A 21,097-nucleotide genomic window follows, 5' to 3' on the forward strand; every position below is an offset into this window, starting at 1 on the left:
GGTCAGGGGGATGTCGATCAATACGCGCCCCTCCTCGTTCTTGATGATCACGCGGCGGACGTTGCCGGCGCGGATGATCTCATTGATCTTGCTGAGCAGCGTATCGCCGCTTGAAACTTGAAAAAATTTCTTTCTGAACGTGGCGGCTCGTTACGGGTGGAAATGCGTTTCGGTCATGGCAGTGCCTCCGGGTGAGTTCATCCGATCAGCTCCTTCAACTTGGTATGCCCGGTACGCGACATGGGCAGCTTGGTGCCGTCCGACAGGATGGCCAGCCAGCTGTCCTTGCCGTACAGGTCGATACGCGCCAGGCGCTCCACGTTCAGGATGAACGAGCGGTGGATACGCACGAAACGCGTGGGGTCCAACTGAGTTTCCAGGTCGCTCATGGTCTGCTGTTTGCGCAGCCGCTTACCGGCGGCGGCGAACGACAGGTAATCGTCCTGAGCTTCGATGAAGTCGATCCGTTCCAGGGGCAACACGTGCACGCGCCCCTCGTGACGAATCAGAATGCGCTCCAACGTGCGCCCGGGCGGTCGAGCCGATGCTGACAGCTCCTCCGGCGACGGCGCGGGAGTCTTGTTTCGCAACCGCTCCGCGGCACGTTCCACGGCAGCGGCCAAACGCGGCGGCTCCACGGGCTTCAACAAATAATCCACGGCGTGCACTTCGAAGGCGCGCAGCGCGAACTCATCGAATGCCGTTGTAAATATGACCGCCGGCGCCCGCTCGCCCAACAATTCCAGCACTTCGAAGCCGGACAGCTTCGGCATCTGGATATCCAGAAACATCAGATCGGGAGCGAGCTCCTCGGCCAGCTTCACCGCCTCGAAGCCGTTTGCCGCCTGACCGACGATCTCGATCTCCGACAGCGTGCTCAGATGTTCGGCCAGGATGGAGCGGGCCAGCGTTTCATCGTCGACGATCAGGACACGCACAAGACTCTTCCTTTAAGACGTTGCATGACTGCTGACAGCTGGCAGCAGGATCGAAACTCGGAACGCGGTTTCGCTGGCATCGACATCGACGCTGGCACGATGACCGCACAATGTTTCCACGCGCGTGCGCACGTTGACCAGACCGACGCCGGTACTGCGCGAAGGCGGCCGGTCGGGATCGCAAGGGTTCGCGACCACCAGCTCCAGGAACCCCTCCCGCCGCCGTGCCTGCACGCACACTTCGCCACCTTCGAGCATATGCGCCACGCCGTGATGGACTGCGTTCTCCACCAGAGGTTGCAACATCAGCGGCGGCACGGCTACCTCCTTCACGTCATCGGCGATATCGAAACTGGCGCGCAATCGATCGCCGAAACGCACCTTCTCGATGGCAAGAAAAGTTTCGGCCAGCGACACCTCCTCGGCCAGCGGAATCGCCTGCTGTCTGGCCAAGGTCAGGCTCTTGCGAAAAAACGTCGCCATCAGAAAACACATTTGCCGCGCGGCCTGAGTGTCATTGCCGATCAGCGCGGCCACTGAATTCAAGCTGTTGAACAGGAAATGCGGATCGAGCTGCGCGCGTAGCGATTTCAACTCCGCCTCGCGCGCCAGCACCTGCAACTCGAGTGCACGACGCTCTGCATTGCGCGAACGTTGAAACGCGCCGACAAGGTAATGACCGAGCACCGCGAGTGACATCCCAATCGCGCCCGCGAACACCAGCAACGGCAGCAACCCGGCCGCCGATTCTGGGTACACCTCGCCTTCGGGCACCAACCACATCGCCCATGCATATGCGATCGCGATCCACACGATCAGCGACACCAGCCCCGCGATCGACCATGTCGTGACCAGGCGTGGCAGCGGCGTGTCGTCGGGCGGCATGGCCTGCACGACGTACCAGAACGACAACGATTGCAGGCCGAGCACGATCGCCACCGGCACCGCGAACTCCAGCGACCAGGCCACCGGCGCGTTGCCGCCGAACACGAACACGACGGTCAGCAGCAGACCAAACACCACCCACACGCCGAGATACGTCAGCAGGCGGCCGCGGTGTTTGAAGATCGGATGCATTAATTTTTGATCTCGACGCCGGCCATCACGACCATGCCCTTGATGACCAGATGCTTGGTCGGCACGACGCTGGTGGGACGCCGCTTGTCGATGAAGCCCGCCAGCAGCGTCGTGACTTCGCTGGTCACGGTCCAGTCCGGCGGCACATAGATCTCCACGCCGCCCCAGAATGCAAACACTTCGATGACGGCGTTGTCGCCTTCCATGCGCGCACTGGTCAGATCCAGTTTGATACCGCCCATGATGGCATTCAGATCGGCGCCCCGAAACGGCCGCGACACCGGCCGCAACTCGTGACCTGAAAGCATCGCGAACGAGCGCACGAACTCAGCCGTGTCGCCCGACTGCGTGCTACCGAAGCTGGTGAAGCCCTGACTCGTGCCGTTGGTCTGAGTGCTGCCGTTGGCGTTGGTGTGAGGTGTGCTCGTTGCCGAAGTCGTGGTGCCGCTCGGTGGGCCGCTCAGCGAACGGAACACCAGCACGCCGCCGACGAACAACAGGATGCCCGGCAAGATCAGCTGGCCGAGACTCACATGAATCCAGCCGATCTTGTCGGCAAAAATCCAGAAGCCCACCGTGACTAAAACCCAGCCCCACGCGCGACCGCGCTTGTGCTGAGGATGGCGGATCATCGCTACGCCGACGGCGACCAGCGCCAGCGGCCACAGACTGCGCAATACATGACGCGCTTCGATCCAGCCGAGGTTGTCGGCGAGCAGCGTGCCGCCGAGCAGGATGATGAGCAACCCGACGATCAGCCGGGTCGAGAACATGTCGTGACGGCCGTGCTGAGCAGGGCCCGGGCGCGAATGTAACGGCCAATCGTGATCCCGGTTACGGTTCGGATCCAGATTGGGATCGAACCCGTGATCGTCTCCCGGCGGCATCTGGCTCATGACGCACCATTGCCCGTCGGCCCCTGATCGGGGGGAGGCAGCCGATCGTCATGCCGATGCAGAATGAACCCCAGGCCCGCGGCGATCACGAAGATCGGCCACGCGCCGACCCAGCCCAGTCCCCACCAGTTGTTGAAGCCGATCAGCAAATACAGGCCGAGGGTCAGCATCCAGACGCCGCCGACGCGATCCATGTGGCGGGTCGGCAGGATCAGACCCAGCACGCCCACCGCAACCAATGCCCACGGCAGGAATTGCCACCAGCCGACCGGTAGCCCGTAGCCCAGGTTGACTGCCAGCAGCAGCCCGCCCAGTACGAGCAGGAAAATGCCCACCACCAGCCGGGAACGGCGCGGCCGGTGCTGTGCGGATTCAGCGTTCATCAAAAGACTCCAGCCGCCAGTTGCGTGCTGAGCGGCCCGGGAACGGGCGCGAGCACAAGGGACTGACGGACTAACGACCATGGGCTGTGAAGCTAAGGGCTGCCGGACAGCCTTACCAGCAACTACCGGTAAACGGCGGATTCGTGCCGGCGAGCTGCCGGCATTGATAAAATCCGCGCCCATGAAACGCACCTCATGGAATGGTTGGACCCGCTCGTGGCCCCTGCTGATGGTGTTGCTGCTGTCGGCATGCGCCAGTTCGCCGCCCAAACCGGGCGCCCCCAGCGTCAAACCCGCCCCTGAAAGCGCGGACGTGGACGAGATGGCTGCGGCGGCGCTGGCGCTCTGGGGCACGAACTCCGCCACCAACGGCTCACGCGCGCTGACGCAGATTCAGAAAGCGGCGCAGGCTGCTCCGCAGCGGCCGGAGATCCTGTGGTTGCATTTACGACTGTGCATGGAAGTGCAGGGATGCGAGCCCGAACCGATCGAAGCCCGCTTGCGCAAGCTCGACCCGGACAACGGCGCCGCCTGGCTCGGAGCGCTGGCGCGGGCCCAGGCGCGGCGGGATGCTCGGGCCTCGGCGCAGATCGTGGAAATGATGAGCAAGGCGGCCAACTTCAATGTTTATTGGACGACGCTGGTCGCGAAGCTCGCGCCGCCCATCAGCCGGATGCCGGTTGCGACGTCCGTGCCCCAGCCCGTGCCGACGCCGTTGACCAATGCGATGAATTCAACCGTCAACTGGTTGTCCATGCTGGTTGCACCCGCATTTCGCCCCGTCAGCGCGGCTTGCGACGATCAACAGATTCGCGACCCGGAAACTCGCGTGCGCTGCGGGCAAGTGGCGCAGGCGTTACAGAACAGCGATACGACGCTGGTCGAAGGCCTGGGCCTGGGCATTGCACAACGCCTCGCCCCAGCCAACTCGGCGGCGTTGATGCAAATCACGGAAAAGATCCAGACGCTGCGCCATCAGAGCCAGGCCGCCGGCGCCATCGTCACGGCGCAAGTGGAGAAAGAAAGGTTCTCCCAGCAGATGCTCAAGCTGATGCAACAGCTGAAGAAGGAACAGGACGTCTCGCGGGCGATCTTGCGGTGGGCAGGTAAGTCGCTGACGCCGTGAGCCGGGGGCCGCTCAGGCGGCCGCCGCTTGTTTCTGTTCCGGCTCGCCGAGCGCTTTGGCCAGATCGCTCAACAGTGCCGCGAGCTCGCCAGTCATCAGCGTGAAGTCGATGTCGAACTGCTCGCCCGGGTTGGCCGATTCGCCTTCGGCGGGCTGGTCCTTGTCCATCAGCAGGAACTCCACCTTCTTCACGTGCAGCTTCTCGTTCAGCACGAACGAGATGCGATCCTTCCACGTGAGTCCGAGGCGCGTTGCGAACATGCCGCCAGTGATCTGCGCGCGGATTTCTTTGCCGTCGAGCGGGTGGCGCACGTAGCGAACCACCGGCTTGCTCTGATCCGCCGCCTGCAATTCGCAATCGTCATCGATGGTGAACGTGACCGGCGCATCGCCCAGCGCCAGCCAGGCAGTCATCGAGGAGGACGGCGAGCGCTCGGTCTCGAGCAGCGTGACCTGCAAGCTGCCCAGCGTATCTCGCAACGTCTCGACCAGCTCTTCGGCCTTGCCTTCGCTGGACGCATTGACGACCAGCCAACCGTGCTCCGGATCGATCCACGCATGCGTGATGCGTTTGCGAGTCAACGCGCGGCCGCGCAGCTCCTCGGTGACGCGCATCTTCAGCTCGCGCATCTGACGGCGACCGACGGGATAGCCCTGTTCCTTGGCGATCTCCTTGGCGCGATCGGTGGCCACCTGGCGGATGATCGAGCCGGGCAATAACTTCTGATCCACGCCGAGCGCGATCAGCTGCTGGCCGTTAACCGTGTGGACGTAGCGCTCCAGGTCGCTGGAGAACACCCAACCCTTGCTCTGCATGTCGAAGCTGCCGCACGGCATGAGCGAGCGCGCAGCCAGCTTCTCCTCCAGCTCAGTCGCGGAGACAGAGTAGTCGTCGGGCAGGCGATAGACGATGAGATTCTTGAACCACATGGGCGGACGCCGGCGCAAAACGGCGGAGTATACGTGGCGCGCGCCGTCCCACCAGTCCTTGCATTTCCGGAAAATCTTCGACCTCGATCCGGGGTCCGGTGGCTCGCGAATAGCGGCGGCTATCGCGTTCAATCAACACGGAATCGCCGAATTCGTGGGTCCGATAGCCGGCGCTCTGCAGGGCGTCATCCGCGCGGCGCAGTGTGGGTTTGTCGGCGAACGCATGCAGCAGCTCGTAATGGCTGGCGCGGGCTCGTGCGTACCGGACAGAATTACATCGACCACCTGCAACTGGGTGTCCGCCCCGATCCGGTTGGTCGCGACGCCCTCGCCGGCAGCTACCGAGCCGAACGTCGCAGCGCTGTGCTCCAGCGCCCGCACGACGGTGGTCCCGATCGCAACGATTCGCCGCCCGTCGCACAGCGCGGCCGCGATCGCCGCTTCGGTCGCGACCGGAATCCGGTATGGCTCGTCGAGCGGCAGCATGCGATCCAGCTCCGGATCGCCGGTGGAGGAAATGCCCGCGGCATGCGTGAGTGTCGCGAACTCGATGCCTCGCGCCTCGAAGTCCGCGAGCATCTGCCAATCCAGCGCGAAGCCAGCGGACGGCGGCTCATACGCCGCCGGTGTTCCCGCAATCGAAGTCCAGACATCCCACAACGCGAGCGGCTCCTTCATGTGCGCGTATTGAATGGGTCGACCGTGCGTCGCCAGCCCGCGCCACAGCTCATCGAGCTCGGCTTCAAAACGCAGCGCTAGCAAGCGCGGATGATCGAGCACGCGCTCGACCCGTGCGACCAATGAGCCCAGCTCGAGCTCGTCGCCTGCCTCGAATGCAGGTGGCAACGGTCGATCTTCCGTGCGGGTGAGATAGTCGCCCGGCCCGAACGCCACCGCGATGAAGCGCTGCGCATCGCGATGAGAGAGCGACGGTTTGCCCGCAAGCCGCACTTCGATGCTTCGCCCGGTGCGCGCATGCACGCCCTGCAAGCTCGCCGGCAGCGTTGCGGCATCGTTCGCAATCACCAGATCGCCAGGACGCAAAAGCTCCACCAGCTGCGAGCGCGATGCGTGACGGATCGCGCCGTGCTCGTCGATATATAACAAACGCGCAGTAGCTGGACGTTGAGCGGGACGATCGGCTGGAATCATGAGGCATGTCTCAGCGCCGGGCGCGCCGGCAGCAAGTCACAAATGGTTTCTGCAAGCTCGTACGCAGACTGCGCCGGTGGCTTGAGCGTTGACGGATCTGCATCGGGCAGCGCAGCCGCGTGCATGGGCGTATCCATATCGCCCGGATCCAGCGCGATGAATCGCACCCCTTGCGAGGACAGCTCTTCGTTCCAGACCCTTGTCATGTGAGCGAGCGCCGCTTTGCTGGCGCCGTACGCGCCCCACTGCGGATACGCATTGACCGCCGCGTCGCTGGAAATGTTCAGCACCAGCGAGCCCTTGCCTTCACGCGCCGACGCCGCCAGCGAACCAAGCAGCGCTTTGGTCAAGCGAAACGGCCCGAGCACATTCGTTACGAGCGCGCGCTCGAAGTCCTCGCATTGCGTGTCACCGAGCAATGCCAGCGGCACGGGACCGAGATCGGACGCGTTGTTGACGAGCACATCGAGCCCGCCGAGCCGACCGGTGATTTGTAACGCGATGCGGTGAATGTCGTGCTTGTTCGAAACATCGCCGACGATGCCCTGTGCGGATTCTTCCGCGGCCACCGCAGAGACGCGTGCTTGAGTGCGAGCGATCAGAGCAACCTGCGCTCCACGTTGCGTCAGCTCTCTCACCAGCGCGAGGCCAAGCCCCGATGTGCCGCCAGTGATCGCCACTCGCACGCCATGCAAATGGCGCGGAGTTTCGGACTGTCGTTGAGTTTGCATAAGGTCTCCTTCGATGACAGCATCTTAGAGACCCACCGCGAACAGCCAATGGCAGTGTCCAATATATTGGCAAACAGTCGCGAGGTCGGACACGCGCTGCGATTTTGTAGGTGCCACCCGGGTATAGGGACGTACCCCGCCGCTGCAGGCGGCGGCGAGGCGGCAAAAGTCGCGCCTTTTGCCAAACTCGCACGAGGGTCGTGGCAGGGCTCGGCGGTGCATTTCAGCGAAGCACTGCTTCGCTCCGCCGAGCGGGTGGCCAAGGATGGACACCCTGGGCTTACGCGCAGCAGGATAGCGCAGCGTAATGCCCGATCCCGAGTAATAGATATGCATAAACCAGAACTCGTTGCCGAGCATCTTGCTCGCAACCTCGTTGCCTTTCGTCAGGTGCGCAATCTCACGCAGGGCGCGCTCGCGAAGAGTGCCGATGTGCCCCGCTCGACGATCGCCAACCTGGAATCGAGCAATGGCAACCCCTCGCTCACCGTGTTGGTCAAAGTTGCCAATGCGTTGGACGTGCCGCTCGATGAGCTGCTCGCCTCGCCGCGAGCGAAAGTTCGGAAATGGTCGCGTGATGAGTTGGCATCGCAAAGTGCCGGACGCGGCATCACGATTCGCTCACTGATTCCCGAGCGCGTGCCGGAGGAAGTGCTCAACGTGATGGATTTCGCGCCCGGCGGGTCGATGCGCGGCTCGCCGCACTTACCGGGGACGCGCGAGTTCTTCACATGCCTGTCGGGCCACGTGACCATCTTCGTTGCCGGCGATCGCTTCGATCTCGCGGCCGGCGATGTATTGGCGTTTCCGGGCAATGTGCCGCATTCGTATCGGAACACGGACTCGAACAAGACCGCGCAAGGCGTGTCGGCTGTGCTGCTAGCAAGAGCAGATCTGTAACAGTGGCGTGGCGCCGCAGCCTGATTGCGCGGCGCGCTCAATCAGAGCGAATGTTCATGCTTCCGCAGCGTTGAGCACGCGCACGATCTCGTGCTCAAGCGTCCGCGACTTTCAGCACCAGTTTGCCGAAGTTCTCACCGCTGAACAGTTTCAGCAGCGTCTCCGGGAATGTTTCCAAGCCGTGGACGATGTCCTCGCGGGTCTTGAGCTGGCCGCTCTTCAGCCAGCCCGCCATCTCACGCCCTGCTTCGCCATAACGATCGGCGTAGTCGAACACGACCATGCCCGTCATGCTGGCGCGATTCACCAGCAGCGACATGTAGTTCGACGGTCCTTTCATCGCGGTGGTGTTGTTGTACTGTGAGATCGCGCCGCAGATGATGATGCGCGCTTTGCGCGCCAGCTGGGTGAGCACGGTGTCGATGATGTCGCCGCCGACATTGTCGAAATAGACATCGACGCCCTTGGGACAATGCTGCCGCAACGCCTTCTTCACGTCCTCGGACTTGTAATCGATAGCCGCATCGAAGCCGAGCGTCTGCGTGAGGTAATCGCACTTCTGCTTGCCGCCTGCAATACCCACCACGCGACACCCTTTGATCTTCGCGATCTGCCCGACGACCGTGCCGACCGCGCCCGCTGCGCCTGAAACGACGACCGTCTCGCCGGGCTGCGGCTTGCCGATCTCGAGCAGGCCGAAATACGCGGTCATACCCGGCATGCCGAGCGTGCCCAGATAAACCGGCAGCGGTGCAATCGCAGGATCGACTTTGCTGAGCGCCTTGCCATCGAGCGTCGCGTATTCCTGCACGCCGAGCGTGCCGTACACGAACTCGCCGGGACTGAACTTGGGATGGTTGGACTCGATGACTTTGCCGACACCGCCGGCGCGCATGACCTCGCCGAGCGCCACCGGTGCGATGTATGACTTGCCCTCGTTCATCCAGCCACGCATGGCCGGATCGAGCGACAGATACAACGTCTTCACCAGCACTTCATTGTCGCCGGGGGCACGTGCCGGCTCTTCTATGTAGTTGAAGTCGGTGCGCTTGACTGCGCCCACCGGGCGAACTGCCAGACGGAACTGATGATTGTTAAGCGTCATGCTCGTCTCCAGGCGTCATTGCTGGCGACAAGCATACGGGATGCGGCCGCTAAAAATCGCGGCCGCCGCCCAGATCGTTAGCGATTATTGATCCGCGTTGTCCTCATCCTCGTCATTGTTGTCGTCATTATCCTCATCGCCGCAATCCGCGCCGAGCCAGCGACCTTTGATCGTGCCCTTGATGACGAATGCATCGGGCCCGTCGCCCGCCTTCAGATCCAGCGTGCCGTTCATGGTTTCCGGCGTCGGCGTGTTCACCTTGAACGTGCCCGAGCCCTTGGTCTTGCCGGTGCACACCATGCGGATCTCCTGCGTGGTGCGCGTGGTGCGGACGATGGTCGAGGTGCAGTCCTCGGAGTTCGAGGACTTGAAGGGGTTATCCAGATCCGCCTGCGTGACGCACTCGCTGCTGGTTTCCGGTTCCGGCTCTTCCGCGGCGGCGGCCTTGAGATCCGCAATCATTTTGGCGCGCTGCTGCGGTGTCATCTTGTCCAGCACTTCTTTGGGCAGCGGCGGCACGCCGCTGAAGCGCATGGTGGAAGTCATTTCCCACAAGCCAAGCTTGACGTTGAGCCGCTCGGGCGCGGCGGCGGCCACGCTCAGTGCTGTCAGTGTCAGCGCCGCCATCGCGGTGATTTTCAGGATTTTCATGGCTATCTCAGGTTAAGGAACGTGGTCCGCTCTCACAGCGTTTGCGCTTACCACCGACGGCAAATGCGAAAGGTACCCCGTCGGGCTGCGCGATTTTTCACCGCAGAGGTGTGATGTGGCAACTCGCAAACTTTCACGTTATCGCTCCATGCGCGATTTCACCCAAACCGCCGAGCCCAGCGGCCGGCAACGGGTCGACAAGTCGCCGGAATTGCGTTTCGTGATCCAGAAGCATGCGGCTACCCGCTTGCACTTCGATCTGCGGCTGGAACTCGACGGCGTCTTCAAGTCCTGGGCCGTTACCCGCGGCCCATCCCTCGATCCCAAGGACAAACGCCTCGCCGTGGAAGTGGAAGATCATCCGCTCGACTACGGCGACTTTGAAGGCACCATCCCGAAAGGCCAATACGGCGGAGGTACAGTACAACTTTGGGATCGCGGCTTCTGGCGGCCCGAAGGCAAGCTGTCCGCGCAAGCGCAGTTGCAAAAGGGCGAGTTGAAATTTCAAGTCGCCGGCGAGCGCCTGAAGGGTAGCTTCGTACTGGTTCGGATGAAGGGCGATCGCTACGGCGGCAAGCGCACCAATTGGCTGCTGATCAAACATCGCGATGCCTATGCGAAGGACGCCAAGGGTGTCGATGCCATGATGAGCGAGGATCGCTCGGTCGCGTCGGGTCGACCGATGGCTTCGATCGCTGCGGGCAAGGGACGCGCGCCCAAACCGTTCATGATGAGCGGCAAGGCCTCGGCGGCGAATGCAGTGTGGAACTCCAATCGCGACTCGGTCGAAGCGGCGCCCGGCACGACGGCCGTGGCTCGCAAGACAGCTCGCCCGGGCAAACGCGCACGTCTTCCCGCATTCATCGAGCCCGAGCTATGTAAACCTCTCGACCGTCCACCCAGCGGCGCGGGCTGGGGCCACGAAGTGAAGTTCGACGGCTATCGTCTGCAATTGCGCATCGCGAACGGCGAGGTCACGTTGAAGACTCGCAAAGGGCTCGACTGGACACCCAAGTTTCGAGCCATCGCCGACGCCGCAGCGGATTTCCCCAATGCCATCATCGATGGCGAAGTCGCCGCGCTCGACGACAATGGCTCACCGGACTTCGCGGCTCTGCAAGCCGCACTGTCCGAGGAGCGCACCGACAATTTGATCTTTTTCGCTTTCGATCTCATGTACAGCGACGACGGCGATCTGCGGTCGCAGTCATTGCGGAAGCGCAAGGCCGCGCTCAAGGACTATCTGGACCAGCAAGGACAGGATTCGAGCTCGCTGATCCGCTACGTCGATCATTTCGAGACCGCCGGCGATGCGGTGTTGCAGTCCGCCTGTCGCATGAATCTCGAAGGCATCATTTCCAAGCGCCTCGACGCGCCCTATCGCGCTGGCCGCGGCGGCGACTGGACCAAATCGAAGTGTCGCGCCGGCCAGGAAGTCGTGATCGGTGGCTGGACGCAAACCGGTGCGAACTTCCGCTCGCTGCTGGTCGGTGTGAATCGCGACGGTCATCTCGTCCATGTCGGCCGGGTGGGCACCGGCTTCGGCGGCGACAAAGTTAGCCAGCTATGGCCCAAGTTGAAGAAGTTGGCAACGGACGAAAATCCCTTCGGCGGCAAGACCGCGCCCCGCAAAAAGCCCGAGGTGCATTGGGTGAAACCCAAACTCGTCGCGGAGATCGAATTCGCCGGGTGGACCGGTGGCGGCAATATTCGTCAAGCCGCTTTCAAAGGTCTGCGCACGGACAAGCCAGCGAGCGAGATCGTCGCGGAGCGGGCGGCAGAGCCCCAGGAGGTCGATGTGGCCGAGCCCGCACCGAAGGCGGCGCGCGGCAAGACCAAAGTTGCAGCGAAGACGGCCACTCGCAGCAAAGCGGCGAAGAAACATTCGGCAACCGCGAAGTCTCGCAAGTCAGCGAGCGGCGCCGGCTCGAATGTCGTCATGGGCGTGCCGATCTCCAGTCCCGACAAGGTGCTGTGGCCGCATCCGCACGACAGCAAGCCCATCACCAAACTGGATCTCGCCCGCTACTACGAAAGCATGGGCGAATGGATTCTGCCGCACATCAAAGGCCGGCCTTGCTCCTTGATCCGCGCGCCGGACGGCATCGGCAAGGAGCAATTCTTCCAGCGCCACGCCATGCAGGGTACGTCGAGCCTGTTGTCGCTGGTGAAGGTCTTCGGCGATCACAAACCGTATCTGCAAATCGATCGGGTCGAAGCGCTGGCGGCGATCGCGCAAATCGCCGGCATCGAGTTGCATCCCTGGAACTGTCAGCCGGACAAGCCGGAAACACCCGGCCGGTTGGTGTTCGATCTGGATCCCGGGCCGGACCTCGACTTCGGCGACGTCATCGCCGCGGCCAAAGAGATCAAAGAGCGACTGGAAGCCCTGGGCCTGGTGGCCTTCTGCAAGACCACCGGCGGCAAAGGTCTGCATGTCGTCACGCCGCTGGCCGACTCGAAGAACAATCGCTTGAAGTGGCCGGAGGCGAAGGCGTTCGCGCAGGGCGTGTGCACGCGCATGGCGCAGGACAATCCCGATCGTTACCTGGTGAACATGTCGAAGAAGCTGCGCGGCGGCAAGATCTTCCTCGACTATCTACGCAACGATCGCATGTCGACGGCCGTCGCTCCCTATTCGCCACGCGTTCGCGAAGCCGCGACGGTGTCCATGCCGTTGAACTGGTCGCAGGTGAAGGCTGGCCTCGATCCAACGCGCTACACACTGCGGACTGCGGCGAACTACGCCGCTAAAGCCACCGAGTGGCAGAACTACTGTGACGCCGAGCGGCCTTTGGAAGACGCCATCCGGAAGTTCGTTCAGGAGGGTCGCTCCAAGGTCACGGCAGCGAGCAAGCCGACGACCGGTCGTCGGCGCCACTCGAACCATGCGCACGCCATGACGTAACATCTGTACATGAGAAAGCTTGCGGGCACCTTGTTAGTACTATGCGGTGCGTGGACTGCACTGCCTGCACTCGCAAGCATCAGCGACGATGTGAATCAGATTCGACGCCAGGGGTGCGCCAATCGGCCCGGCGTTTCGCAGCCACTGCGCGCCAGTAAAGATCTCGATGTGGTCGCGCGCGAATGGTCCAAGGGCGGTCGCTTGAGCACTGCAATAGCCCGCAGCGCTTATCGAGCCACGAACTCCGCGTCCATACAGGCGGAAGGATCGAGCGATCGAAAAGCCCTGCTCGATGTCCTGCAAGCCAACTACTGCGACACCATCACCAACGCGGCGTTCAAAGAGATTGGCGTTTATCAAAAGCGCGATGGCATCTGGATCGTCGTAGCAACGCCGTTTGCCGCGCCTGCCGTGAAAGACACGGCGCAAGTCAGTCGCAAGGTTTTGTCGCTCGTGAATGCGGCTCGCGCCACAGCCCGCAAATGCGGTCCGAGACAACTTGAGGCCGCACCGCCATTGACGTTGTCCGCGACCTTGAGTCGAGCCGCGTTGAATCACAGCCAGGACATGGCGAACAAAAATTTCTTCGAGCACCAGGGGTCGGACGGCAGCACGGTTGGCGTCCGCACGGCGCGCGCCGGTTACAAGTGGCGCACCGTCGGAGAGAACATTGCCGTCGGCGTCGAGACGCCCGAAGCCGTCGTGCAAGGGTGGCTCAACAGTCCGGGTCATTGCGTGAACATCATGACACCAGGATTCACCGAGATGGGCATTGCCTTCGTGGTCGATCGCAAGAGCGAGGCGGGCATCTACTGGACCCAGGTGTTCGCCGCGCCCCGATGAATCGCAGGATCGTCTCGTTTCATCAGGACCTCGAGCAGCACTGGGTCGCGCGCCTGGACTGCGGGCACAACCAACACGTTCGCCACAATCCACCCTGGACCAACCGGCCCTGGGTTGTTACCCCCGAAGGGCGTCAAGCGGCACTGGGAATGGAGTTGGATTGCAAGAAGTGCGATGAGGGACGGCCACCAGATTGAGAGGCGCCGAGGATTCCCGACGCCTCTCTGATCATCGTTACTTACGTGACGCGCTCGCCGAGCCGTCGCCCTGCGCAGAGACACCACTGCGCGATGCAGTGGCCGAGCCGTTCGCATCGCCGGCGATATTGAGCGCACTCGTCGGCTGCGATGGTTCAGCGGCATCGCTCGCCGGGGCGGCGACCCGTTGCCCCTCGTTAGAAATGATGCTCGCCCCTTCAGCGGCACCAGCAAAGTTCACACCATCGCGGCTTACGGTTGAGGTCGCGGAGCCTGCCATATCCGCCGTGCCGTCGATCTGCACATCTTTGACGGCACCGACGGTAGCCGCTGCGGCCGAGCTCGTGGCTGCAGTCGCTTGCCGCGTCTCGGCCACCTTCTCTCGCGTCTGATCGACCTTTGCACTCGTGCGATCACGCACAGCGCCGGTCGTGTTGCGTGCACGGTTTGTCGCACGCTCAGCGGTGTTGCGAGTCGTCTGGCGCAGTGCGCTCGAATCCATCTCGGCCCCAAGCGATCCATTCAGCGTGCCCCGTGCAGTCATGGTCGTATCACGCAGCCCACCCGAGAGCCCGCCGCCCAAGCCACCGCCCAGTCCGCCCAGCGCCTGAGCACTCACAGAAGTGCAATTCAACGCGGCAGCCATCGCAACACCGATCAGCATGGAACGAGTTTTCATCTGTCTCTCCTCCGGCCCGCAGCCAATCTGCAGCCTTTGATAGGAGTACGAGGGGGATGAGCGATTTCTTCCGTCGGTCCGAGATTTTTTTGATTTGACGTAACGATGGGATTGGGATCAGCGCGTGGTCGAGGACAATTGCTCCGACGGGCGCAGCTCGTCGCCTACCAACCCGTGGCCATAGATCTTGTCGACGCCAGGTGCACCCAGGTCCGTTGCTTGAGCGACAAGATTCGCGAGCGCCGCATCCGCTTGCTTCTTGTCGATGGCACTCAGCTGTCGTGCCAACAAGCCTGCAACGATTGGCGCCGCGAACGACGTCCCCCGCACAATGCCGAAGGGCGCGTCGATACCTGCGGCCGACATGTTTGCTCCCGGCGCGGAGAAATCGACGTGCTTGCCTCGACAAGCTTCGACGAGCACGCGCTGTTTCGCATCGACACCCGTTACAGCGACGACCTCCGGATACGCAGCAGGAAACAAAGGCGGCGCGCTTGGACCGTCGTTACCCACAGCCGCCACGACGATGTGTCCCCGTGTCGTGACTACGCGAACGATCTGTTCGAGCAGCGCATTTGCCGGCCCCACCAGGCTTATATTGATGACGGGGACCCGTTCGCGCGACATCCAGGCGAACGCTTCGGCCAGTGAATCGAGAGCGCCGCCAGTGGCCAGGCCGCAATAAACATCGGCCGCAAACAATTCCGCGCCCGGCGCGGCGCCACGAAACACATTGCCCTGGCCGACCAACAACGAAGCGACGGCCGTGCCATGCGCGCTCGGAATCGCACCACCAGTGCAGCCGTGTTCATGCACGGTGACGCCATTGAAAACAGGATGTGAGCGCTGCACGCCGCCGTCGATCAAGCCGACCTTGGTTGCAATCGCAGTCGTCCCCACAGGCGCTGTGCCCAACCCTTCCGGCGCGCCAACGCCAACCTCTCCGCTATCCAAATAGACATGGTTGTAATCGTACGTTCCCTCTGGATCTGCTCTGCGCAGACGCTCCAGCGCGCGACGCGTCGACATTCCGGGCGGTGCTTGCAGGACAACGATAGAAACATCGAGCCCTTCCAAGCTCCGCGTGCGTCCAATCCCAAATCCCGCCGCACGCGCGCGATCCAGCGCAGTTTCTGTCGGCGACAACGCCACGATCTGCGCTCGGACAATGGGCGCGCCACGGGGATCCGCTTCCAGAACTGCCCGATTCGTCCGCAGCAGATTACGAATCCGCACCTGCCGCAGCTCGCGCAGCTGCTGCGGATCGGCCCGGTCGAGCACGCCGTTGACGGTCCGGTTCAGCGGCTCTGTCGGCAACCTGCGCAGATCGGGCACTTGTACCTGAGGCAGCGCGACCTGCGCACGCGCCCACCCGCTGGCTGCGAGCAACAGGATAGCGAAAGCGATGGATTTAGTCGGGAACATGAGTACTCTCGGCCATATTGAGAATATACGCGCCACCCCCCGAAATCCTTCCCCAGTCGCTCACCGGCGTCAGCTGAGGCACAATTATTTTGACCGTTCGGGAATAAACCCAGCCTCGGACTCGTATTGATGAGCGAGACATCGGCAAGTACGGAGCCTTCCTTGCAGCAAGTGCGCGAGCAGATCGTGGCGCTGTTGCCCAGGCTGCGGCGTTTTGGCCGCGCGATCACTCGTCATCCGGCGGACGCAGACGATCTGGTGCAGATTTCGATCGAACGCGCACTGTCGCGCTATCAGCAGTGGCGGCCCGAAGCGCCGTTTCACAGCTGGATGTTCGGCATCATGCGCAATGCCTGGATCGATGAGGCGCGCGCTCGCGGCCGGCAAGGCAAGGTCCTCGCGCCGGAGGAAGCGGGTTTCGACGTACCCGACCACGCGAGCGAAGCGCAGTTGCGACTGTTGTCGGTGCAAAAAGCGCTGGCCACATTGCCGGAAGAGCAGCGGCTGGCGGTTGCGCTGGTACTGGTCGAAGGGCTCTCGTACAAGGAAGCCGCCGAGGCGCTGGCTGTGCCGATCGGAACGTTGACGAGCCGGCTGGCACGCGGCCGCGAGGCGCTGCAGAAGCAGCTGGAGTGAAGGTGGACCATGCAGTTCCCGGATGAAGTCCTGATGGCGTATGCCGACGACGAAGTCGACGCCGACCTGCGCCGCCAGATCGAAGCTGCGATGGCGCTCGATCCCTCCATCGCCGAGCGGGTCGCGCAGCATCGCCGTTTGCGACTCGATCTCGGCGCCGCCTTCGATGGCGTGCTCGACGAGCGCATTCCCGATCGTCTGCTCGACGCCACCGCCTCATCGCCTGCCAGGCCCGCGACCGTGACGGATCTCAACGCCGTTCGTACCGCCAAGGAGCGGGCCGCGCATCCGCGACGCTGGTCCTGGGTGGAATGGACTTCGATTGCCGCCAGCCTGGTGATTGGCATTCTTGCCGGACGCACGGCGGTACAGCCTGCGAGCTCCGCTTTGTTTGCAACCAACGCTGGCGGCATCATCGCCCGCGGTGAATTGGCGGCCGCGCTCACCGATCAGGTGGGTGAGGCCGACAAAGACGCAAAGGTTCGGATCGGCCTGGCGTTTCGCGCAACGAGCGGAGAATACTGCCGCACATTCGTCACAACCTCGACCGCCGGCTTCGCCTGCCGTGAGCCGAATGCCTGGCAGGTTCGCGCCCTGAGCGAAGGCGTCGACGCTGCCAAGGGCGGCGAGTACCGCATGGCCGGTACCGACCTGCCTCCGGCGATTCTCGCTGCCGTGGAACAAAGCATGGCCGGCGAGGCTCTGGATCGCGAACAGGAACGAGCCGCACGATCGCGCGACTGGCAAAAGTAACGCGACTGGCAAAAGTAACCCGCCGCGCGACGCAGGTCCGGAAACAAACACTGGTTTGCAGCGCTGTGGGCCCGGGCCTACTACAATTCAGACATGGAGTCTTTGCTCGAAGAAGAACCGTCGCCGCGTCGGCGCTTCCAGAAACGGTGGCTGTGGTGGGCGTTCCTCGCGTGGTGGGCCGCGGTCGCGGGCTGGAATGTCACCAAGCCCATGCCACCGGGAACCAATGTGAGCGCGCAGCAGGTCAGCGCCGAGGCGGGTGACGTCCAGTTTGTTTACGATCTCACCACCTCCTCGCCGGACGGCAAGACGGTCCGCGAGCAACGCATCTTCGATGAAGTGTTCGACATCATCGATCAGGCGCAGTCGTTCGTAGTCACCGACTTCTTTTTGCTCAATGACATGATGGGCGCGGACGACGGCGTCTATCGGCCGCTCAGCCGACAACTCGCCGACCGCCTGCTCGCGCGCAAAGCGGCCAAGCCCGACCTGGCCATTCTGCTGATTACGGATCCGATCAATGACGTCTACGGCGGCATGCCGTCACCACTGTTGAACGAGCTGCGCGCCGCCGGCATCGACGTCATCAACACGGATCTCAACCCATTGCGGGATTCCAACGCTCTGTATTCAGCGCTGTGGCGCATGTTCCTGCAATGGTGGGGCAACTCGCCCGAGGGTGGCTCGATGACGAATCCGTTCGCGCCGCCGGGCAGTCCGCCGATTACCTTCCGGAGCTGGCTGGCGTTGGCGAACTTCAAAGCCAATCACCGCAAGGTCATCGTCGCCGATCGCGCCGATGGCACGCTGACCGGCATGGTCACGTCGGCGAATCCGCACGATGGCAGCAGCTCACATTCGAATGTGGGATTGCGCTTCAGCGGCCCGCTGGCACAAGAGGTCGTCAACAGCGAAATGGCGGTGGCGCGCTTCTCCGGCTGGAAAGGTCACATCTACGCTCCGTCGCCCACCGAGTCGGCGACGACTCAGCCTGCCGATCCGGTCCAGCTGCAATTCCTCACCGAGCAGGCCATTCGCGATCATCTGATCGAAGCGATCGACACGACGCGCAACGGTGACGCAGTCAGCCTCGCGACGTTTTATCTTGCCGATCGCAAGGTCGTGCAGTCGCTGCTGAACGCCGCGTCGCGTGGCGTGAAGGTGCGGCTGATCCTCGATCCGAACAAAGATGCGTTCGGACGCCAGAAAGACGGCGTGCCGAATCGCCCGGTCGCAGCCGAGCTGGTGCGCAGGAGCAATGAAAAGATCCAGGTGCGGTGGTACCGCACGCATGGCGAGCAATTCCACACCAAGCTGGCACTCGTCACCCACGGCGACCGGCTGATCGCATCGCTGGGCTCGGCGAACCTCACTCGCCGCAACCTCGGCAATTACAATCTGGAAGCGAATGTCGCGATCGAGTTGCGGGCCGCTTCACCGCTGGGCATCGAGCTGGTCGGCTATTTCGACCGGCTGTGGCACAACGACGGTCCACCGGGCACCAGTTTCACCGCCGCTTTCGGCGCCTGGAAAGATGACGACAGCGGGCGTTACTGGCGCTATCGCTTGATGGAAGCGACCGGCTTGAGCACGTTCTAAGTCGAGTGACGCGCGCTTGGATTTCTGGCGCTGCAGGTATCGATACTGCCACGGCGGCATACGATCTTTGGCCGGCAACGCCCACAAGCCACGGCGCGCGGCGCGTGCCTCATCTTCCAGCTCGATCAATGATCGATCGTGGATGGTGCGTCGATACACCCAGACGTGACCATCGCGCACCATTGCCTTCGCGACATCGAGCCGATCGGGCTCGCGATACACTCGAGCGATCTTGCGGCCGTAACGATCGGTCTCGATCACAGCGACGAACACCTTACGATCGCCGATCAGTTTGACGAGCGCGGCACGGGCAGTGTCGCCGTAGGGCTGAGTTTTTTCCGGCGCGTCGATGTCCTGCAGGCGCACGTCGATGTCGCGCCCCTTCGCTGGCCGCACCAGGAAGCTGTCGCCATCGAAGATCTTGCCCACTGTGCCTGAGAAATCCTGCTGGTCCGCACACGCCGCCGCCGACAGCACGCACACGCTGACAAAGCACAACCAACCTTTGATGAACTCAGCAAACATCGGAATTGAGCGCGCCGGGAGTCCGGCGCGTGGCGACTATTCGGGGCGGGGCTCGTTGCCCCCGCCGCGCAGCTTGCGCAATGTTGGCTGATCGTCGGCGACCAGCACCGCGGTCTGTTTCGTCAGATCCAGCGCGACTTTCTGGGCAGCAGATTCAAACGCCGCCGCGACCGCGCTCATGCGGTCTTCGGTCGCGCTCACTCGTGAATCGCTGCTGACAGTGCCCACCAGTCTGCGATCGGCTACACGGATCAAGCGACCGATGATCATCACATGCGCATCGGGCGTCTGGCTCTGCCCGTATTCGGCTTCGAAGTTGCGCACCTCGACATCGAGCGTGTAGTCGTTGGCCACCCGCGACTGCTCGGCGGTGACACTGCGAAACAAGTGCTGATCGTTCATGGTCGCAACCAACATGGTCTGCACCACTTCGACAGTCCGTCCGCCCCAACGCACGCGCCGGAAGTAATCCAGCTCTCGCCCCTTGAGCACGGCAATCCGCTCCGTATCGAGACCCGGCGCGAAGTCCGGGCGACCGATGGAAACATCCACCGGCGTGCTCGGTGCGCCAGTCAACGCGCCAGTACGCGCCGACGCAATCACATACGCGCTCGGCACCGGCACATCGCTGTCGAACAGCGAGTTGGTGCATGCGGTACAAGACAACGCGGCAACAGCGGCGACCCACCCGGTTCTCATGCGCGTGCTCATTTCCTGATTTCGACGCCGCTCTCCGGCGGCTCATACAGAATTTGCGACGGGTTCTGCTGCAGGCTGCGCGACAGGTCGCGGAATTCGCGTGCCGCCTGACGCGTTTCGCGCATCAGCCGTTCCAGCTCGAACAAGCCCTGTTCGGTGAAGTTGCCAAGCTGAACTTCGCTCTTTTGCGTGAAGGTGTCGACGCGCGCGGACGCCTCGGCGAGGTGGCTCGCGATCTCGTTCATGCGAGCCAGCGCCGTCTGCACTTCCGGCCGGGCATCGGCCGTCATGCCACGCAACGATTCCGAAGCACTGTGAATCTCGACGACCGTGGCACGCAACTCAGCGACCAGCGACTGCACATCCTTCGCCGTCTGCGGCATGGTCGTCATCGTGTCGCGCATCCCTTTGATCGTGTCGGCAATGCCGGCGAGATTCTCGTCGGAGACCACCCGTGATATGCGCTCGAGCAGCGTGTTCGCACGACCCATCATTTCCGGCAGGCTGGCGAGGAATGCATCGAAGTCGGACTCGACCGCCTCGATCACGGGATATTGTTCGCCCTGCGCCAGCGGTGCGTTGCGGTCCACATCGGAGGCTTCTTTCAGATTCACATACAGCAGCCCGGTCACGCCCTGCAGACCGAGGCTGGCACGAGTGGCCGCCGAAACCGGCGCGGACTGGTCGATTTCGACCACCACGTGGACGCGGGTCGCATTGCTGGAATCGATCGAGAGCCGGCGCACCCGCCCGACATCCACGCCGAGGAAACGAACCGGGCTGCCGCGGTCCAGGCCGCTGACCGAGCCGGTGAAGTAAATCTCGTAGCGCTTGTACTCGCGGCCGTCGTTCGCGTCCGTGTACCAGAGCACGAAGCCCACCGCCATGGCGATGACCAGCAGGATGAAGGCGCCGACGGCGACGTAATGAGCGTCTCTTTCCAT

At 62.9% G+C, this 21,097-nt stretch carries 22 protein-coding genes and 1 pseudogene; 8 read left to right on the forward strand and 15 right to left on the reverse strand.

Going from position 1 to position 21,097, the window contains the following annotated elements; genetic code table 11:
* The 5 genes from D0550_RS36750 to D0550_RS03755 all read right to left on the reverse strand — a co-directional run.
* The coding region (locus D0550_RS36750) for a DUF4342 domain-containing protein (RefSeq protein WP_116807897.1) at positions 1–99 on the reverse strand (99 nt) is incomplete at its 3' end.
* A 98-nt stretch (positions 100–197) separates the two neighbouring features.
* On the reverse strand, positions 198–938 hold the full coding sequence (locus D0550_RS03740) for a LytR/AlgR family response regulator transcription factor (protein ID WP_116807771.1): 741 nt from the start codon (positions 936–938) through the stop codon (positions 198–200).
* Between the two features lie 12 nt (positions 939–950).
* Positions 951–2,015: a sensor histidine kinase gene (locus D0550_RS03745; RefSeq protein ID WP_116807772.1), complete on the reverse strand. Its 1,065-nt coding sequence runs from the start codon at positions 2,013–2,015 to the stop codon at positions 951–953.
* Positions 2,015–2,911 (reverse strand): LiaF transmembrane domain-containing protein, encoded by an 897-nt coding sequence (locus D0550_RS03750; protein WP_116807773.1) that lies wholly within the window; start codon positions 2,909–2,911, stop codon positions 2,015–2,017. The genes D0550_RS03745 and D0550_RS03750 overlap by 1 nt, the downstream gene beginning before the upstream one ends.
* Positions 2,908–3,294 (reverse strand): LiaF transmembrane domain-containing protein, encoded by a 387-nt coding sequence (locus D0550_RS03755; RefSeq protein ID WP_153067021.1) that lies wholly within the window; start codon positions 3,292–3,294, stop codon positions 2,908–2,910. The genes D0550_RS03750 and D0550_RS03755 overlap by 4 nt, the downstream gene beginning before the upstream one ends.
* Before the next feature lie 181 nt (positions 3,295–3,475).
* Here D0550_RS03755 and D0550_RS03760 point away from each other — a divergent pair, with 181 nt between their 5' ends.
* Positions 3,476–4,420 carry a hypothetical protein gene (locus D0550_RS03760; protein WP_116807775.1) on the forward strand — a complete coding sequence of 315 codons (945 nt, stop codon included), beginning with the start codon at positions 3,476–3,478 and terminating at the stop codon, positions 4,418–4,420.
* A gap of 12 nt (positions 4,421–4,432) precedes the next feature.
* On the opposite strand, the gene D0550_RS03765 is transcribed toward D0550_RS03760, so the two are convergent.
* The 3 genes from D0550_RS03765 to D0550_RS03775 all read right to left on the reverse strand — a co-directional run bounded on the left by D0550_RS03765 (position 4,433) and on the right by D0550_RS03775 (position 7,233).
* Positions 4,433–5,350, reverse strand: coding sequence for a recombination-associated protein RdgC (locus D0550_RS03765; protein ID WP_116807776.1), 918 nt, complete (start codon positions 5,348–5,350; stop codon positions 4,433–4,435).
* 132 nt (positions 5,351–5,482) lie between these two features.
* Complete coding sequence (locus D0550_RS03770; RefSeq protein WP_206606074.1) at positions 5,483–6,502, reverse strand: S-adenosylmethionine:tRNA ribosyltransferase-isomerase; 1,020 nt, start codon at positions 6,500–6,502, stop codon at positions 5,483–5,485.
* Complete coding sequence (locus D0550_RS03775; protein WP_116807777.1) at positions 6,499–7,233, reverse strand: SDR family oxidoreductase; 735 nt, start codon at positions 7,231–7,233, stop codon at positions 6,499–6,501. Before D0550_RS03775 ends, D0550_RS03770 begins: the two co-directional genes overlap by 4 nt.
* Before the next feature lie 330 nt (positions 7,234–7,563).
* Here D0550_RS03775 and D0550_RS03780 point away from each other — a divergent pair, with 330 nt between their 5' ends.
* Positions 7,564–8,133 (forward strand): helix-turn-helix domain-containing protein, encoded by a 570-nt coding sequence (locus D0550_RS03780; protein ID WP_116807778.1) that lies wholly within the window; start codon positions 7,564–7,566, stop codon positions 8,131–8,133.
* Between the two features lie 94 nt (positions 8,134–8,227).
* Here D0550_RS03780 and D0550_RS03785 read toward each other — a convergent pair whose 3' ends face one another.
* Both D0550_RS03785 and D0550_RS03790 read right to left on the reverse strand, forming a co-directional pair.
* Entirely contained in the window at positions 8,228–9,238 is a 1,011-nt protein-coding gene (locus D0550_RS03785) for an NADP-dependent oxidoreductase (RefSeq protein WP_116807779.1), read from the reverse strand.
* An 84-nt stretch (positions 9,239–9,322) separates the two neighbouring features.
* Positions 9,323–9,889, reverse strand: a complete 567-nt coding sequence (locus tag D0550_RS03790; RefSeq protein WP_116807780.1) for a DUF3617 domain-containing protein — start codon at positions 9,887–9,889, stop codon at positions 9,323–9,325.
* Positions 9,890–10,004: 115 nt separating this feature from the next.
* Here D0550_RS03790 and ligD point away from each other — a divergent pair, with 115 nt between their 5' ends.
* From ligD to D0550_RS36755, 3 genes are read left to right on the forward strand one after another with little or no spacing between them, the layout of a single operon-like run.
* Positions 10,005–12,797, forward strand: coding sequence for a DNA ligase D (gene ligD, locus D0550_RS03795; protein ID WP_116807781.1), 2,793 nt, complete (start codon positions 10,005–10,007; stop codon positions 12,795–12,797).
* A gap of 9 nt (positions 12,798–12,806) precedes the next feature.
* Entirely contained in the window at positions 12,807–13,640 is an 834-nt protein-coding gene (locus D0550_RS03800) for a CAP domain-containing protein (protein ID WP_116807782.1), read from the forward strand.
* Positions 13,637–13,837, forward strand: coding sequence for a DUF3565 domain-containing protein (locus tag D0550_RS36755; protein WP_116807783.1), 201 nt, complete (start codon positions 13,637–13,639; stop codon positions 13,835–13,837). The genes D0550_RS03800 and D0550_RS36755 overlap by 4 nt, the downstream gene beginning before the upstream one ends.
* 37 nt (positions 13,838–13,874) lie before the next feature.
* Here D0550_RS36755 and D0550_RS03810 read toward each other — a convergent pair whose 3' ends face one another.
* Entirely contained in the window at positions 13,875–14,516 is a 642-nt protein-coding gene (locus tag D0550_RS03810) for a hypothetical protein (RefSeq protein WP_116807784.1), read from the reverse strand.
* Positions 14,517–14,633: 117 nt separating this feature from the next.
* Positions 14,634–15,941 carry a S8 family serine peptidase gene (locus tag D0550_RS03815; protein WP_116807785.1) on the reverse strand — a complete coding sequence of 436 codons (1,308 nt, stop codon included), beginning with the start codon at positions 15,939–15,941 and terminating at the stop codon, positions 14,634–14,636.
* Between the two features lie 129 nt (positions 15,942–16,070).
* Here D0550_RS03815 and D0550_RS03820 point away from each other — a divergent pair, with 129 nt between their 5' ends.
* From D0550_RS03820 to D0550_RS03830, 3 genes are all read left to right on the forward strand, one after another.
* Complete coding sequence (locus tag D0550_RS03820) at positions 16,071–16,577, forward strand: RNA polymerase sigma factor (protein WP_116807898.1); 507 nt, start codon at positions 16,071–16,073, stop codon at positions 16,575–16,577.
* 9 nt (positions 16,578–16,586) lie between these two features.
* Complete coding sequence (locus D0550_RS03825; RefSeq protein ID WP_116807786.1) at positions 16,587–17,330, forward strand: anti-sigma factor family protein; 744 nt, start codon at positions 16,587–16,589, stop codon at positions 17,328–17,330.
* 93 nt (positions 17,331–17,423) lie between these two features.
* Positions 17,424–18,929: a phospholipase D-like domain-containing protein gene (locus D0550_RS03830; protein WP_116807787.1), complete on the forward strand. Its 1,506-nt coding sequence runs from the start codon at positions 17,424–17,426 to the stop codon at positions 18,927–18,929.
* A gap of 90 nt (positions 18,930–19,019) precedes the next feature.
* Here the strand turns inward: D0550_RS03830 and D0550_RS35825 are convergent.
* The 3 genes and pseudogenes from D0550_RS35825 to D0550_RS03845 form a co-directional block, all read right to left on the reverse strand.
* A pseudogene (locus tag D0550_RS35825) lies at positions 19,020–19,454 on the reverse strand (thermonuclease family protein); the annotation flags it as partial.
* A gap of 36 nt (positions 19,455–19,490) precedes the next feature.
* Entirely contained in the window at positions 19,491–20,153 is a 663-nt protein-coding gene (locus D0550_RS03840; protein WP_161965624.1) for an ABC-type transport auxiliary lipoprotein family protein, read from the reverse strand.
* Between the two features lie 8 nt (positions 20,154–20,161).
* The gene (locus tag D0550_RS03845; protein ID WP_116807790.1) at positions 20,162–21,097 is read right to left on the reverse strand and encodes an MlaD family protein; all 936 of its coding nucleotides are present in this window, start codon (positions 21,095–21,097) and stop codon (positions 20,162–20,164) included.

The organism is Steroidobacter cummioxidans (assembly GCF_003104955.1).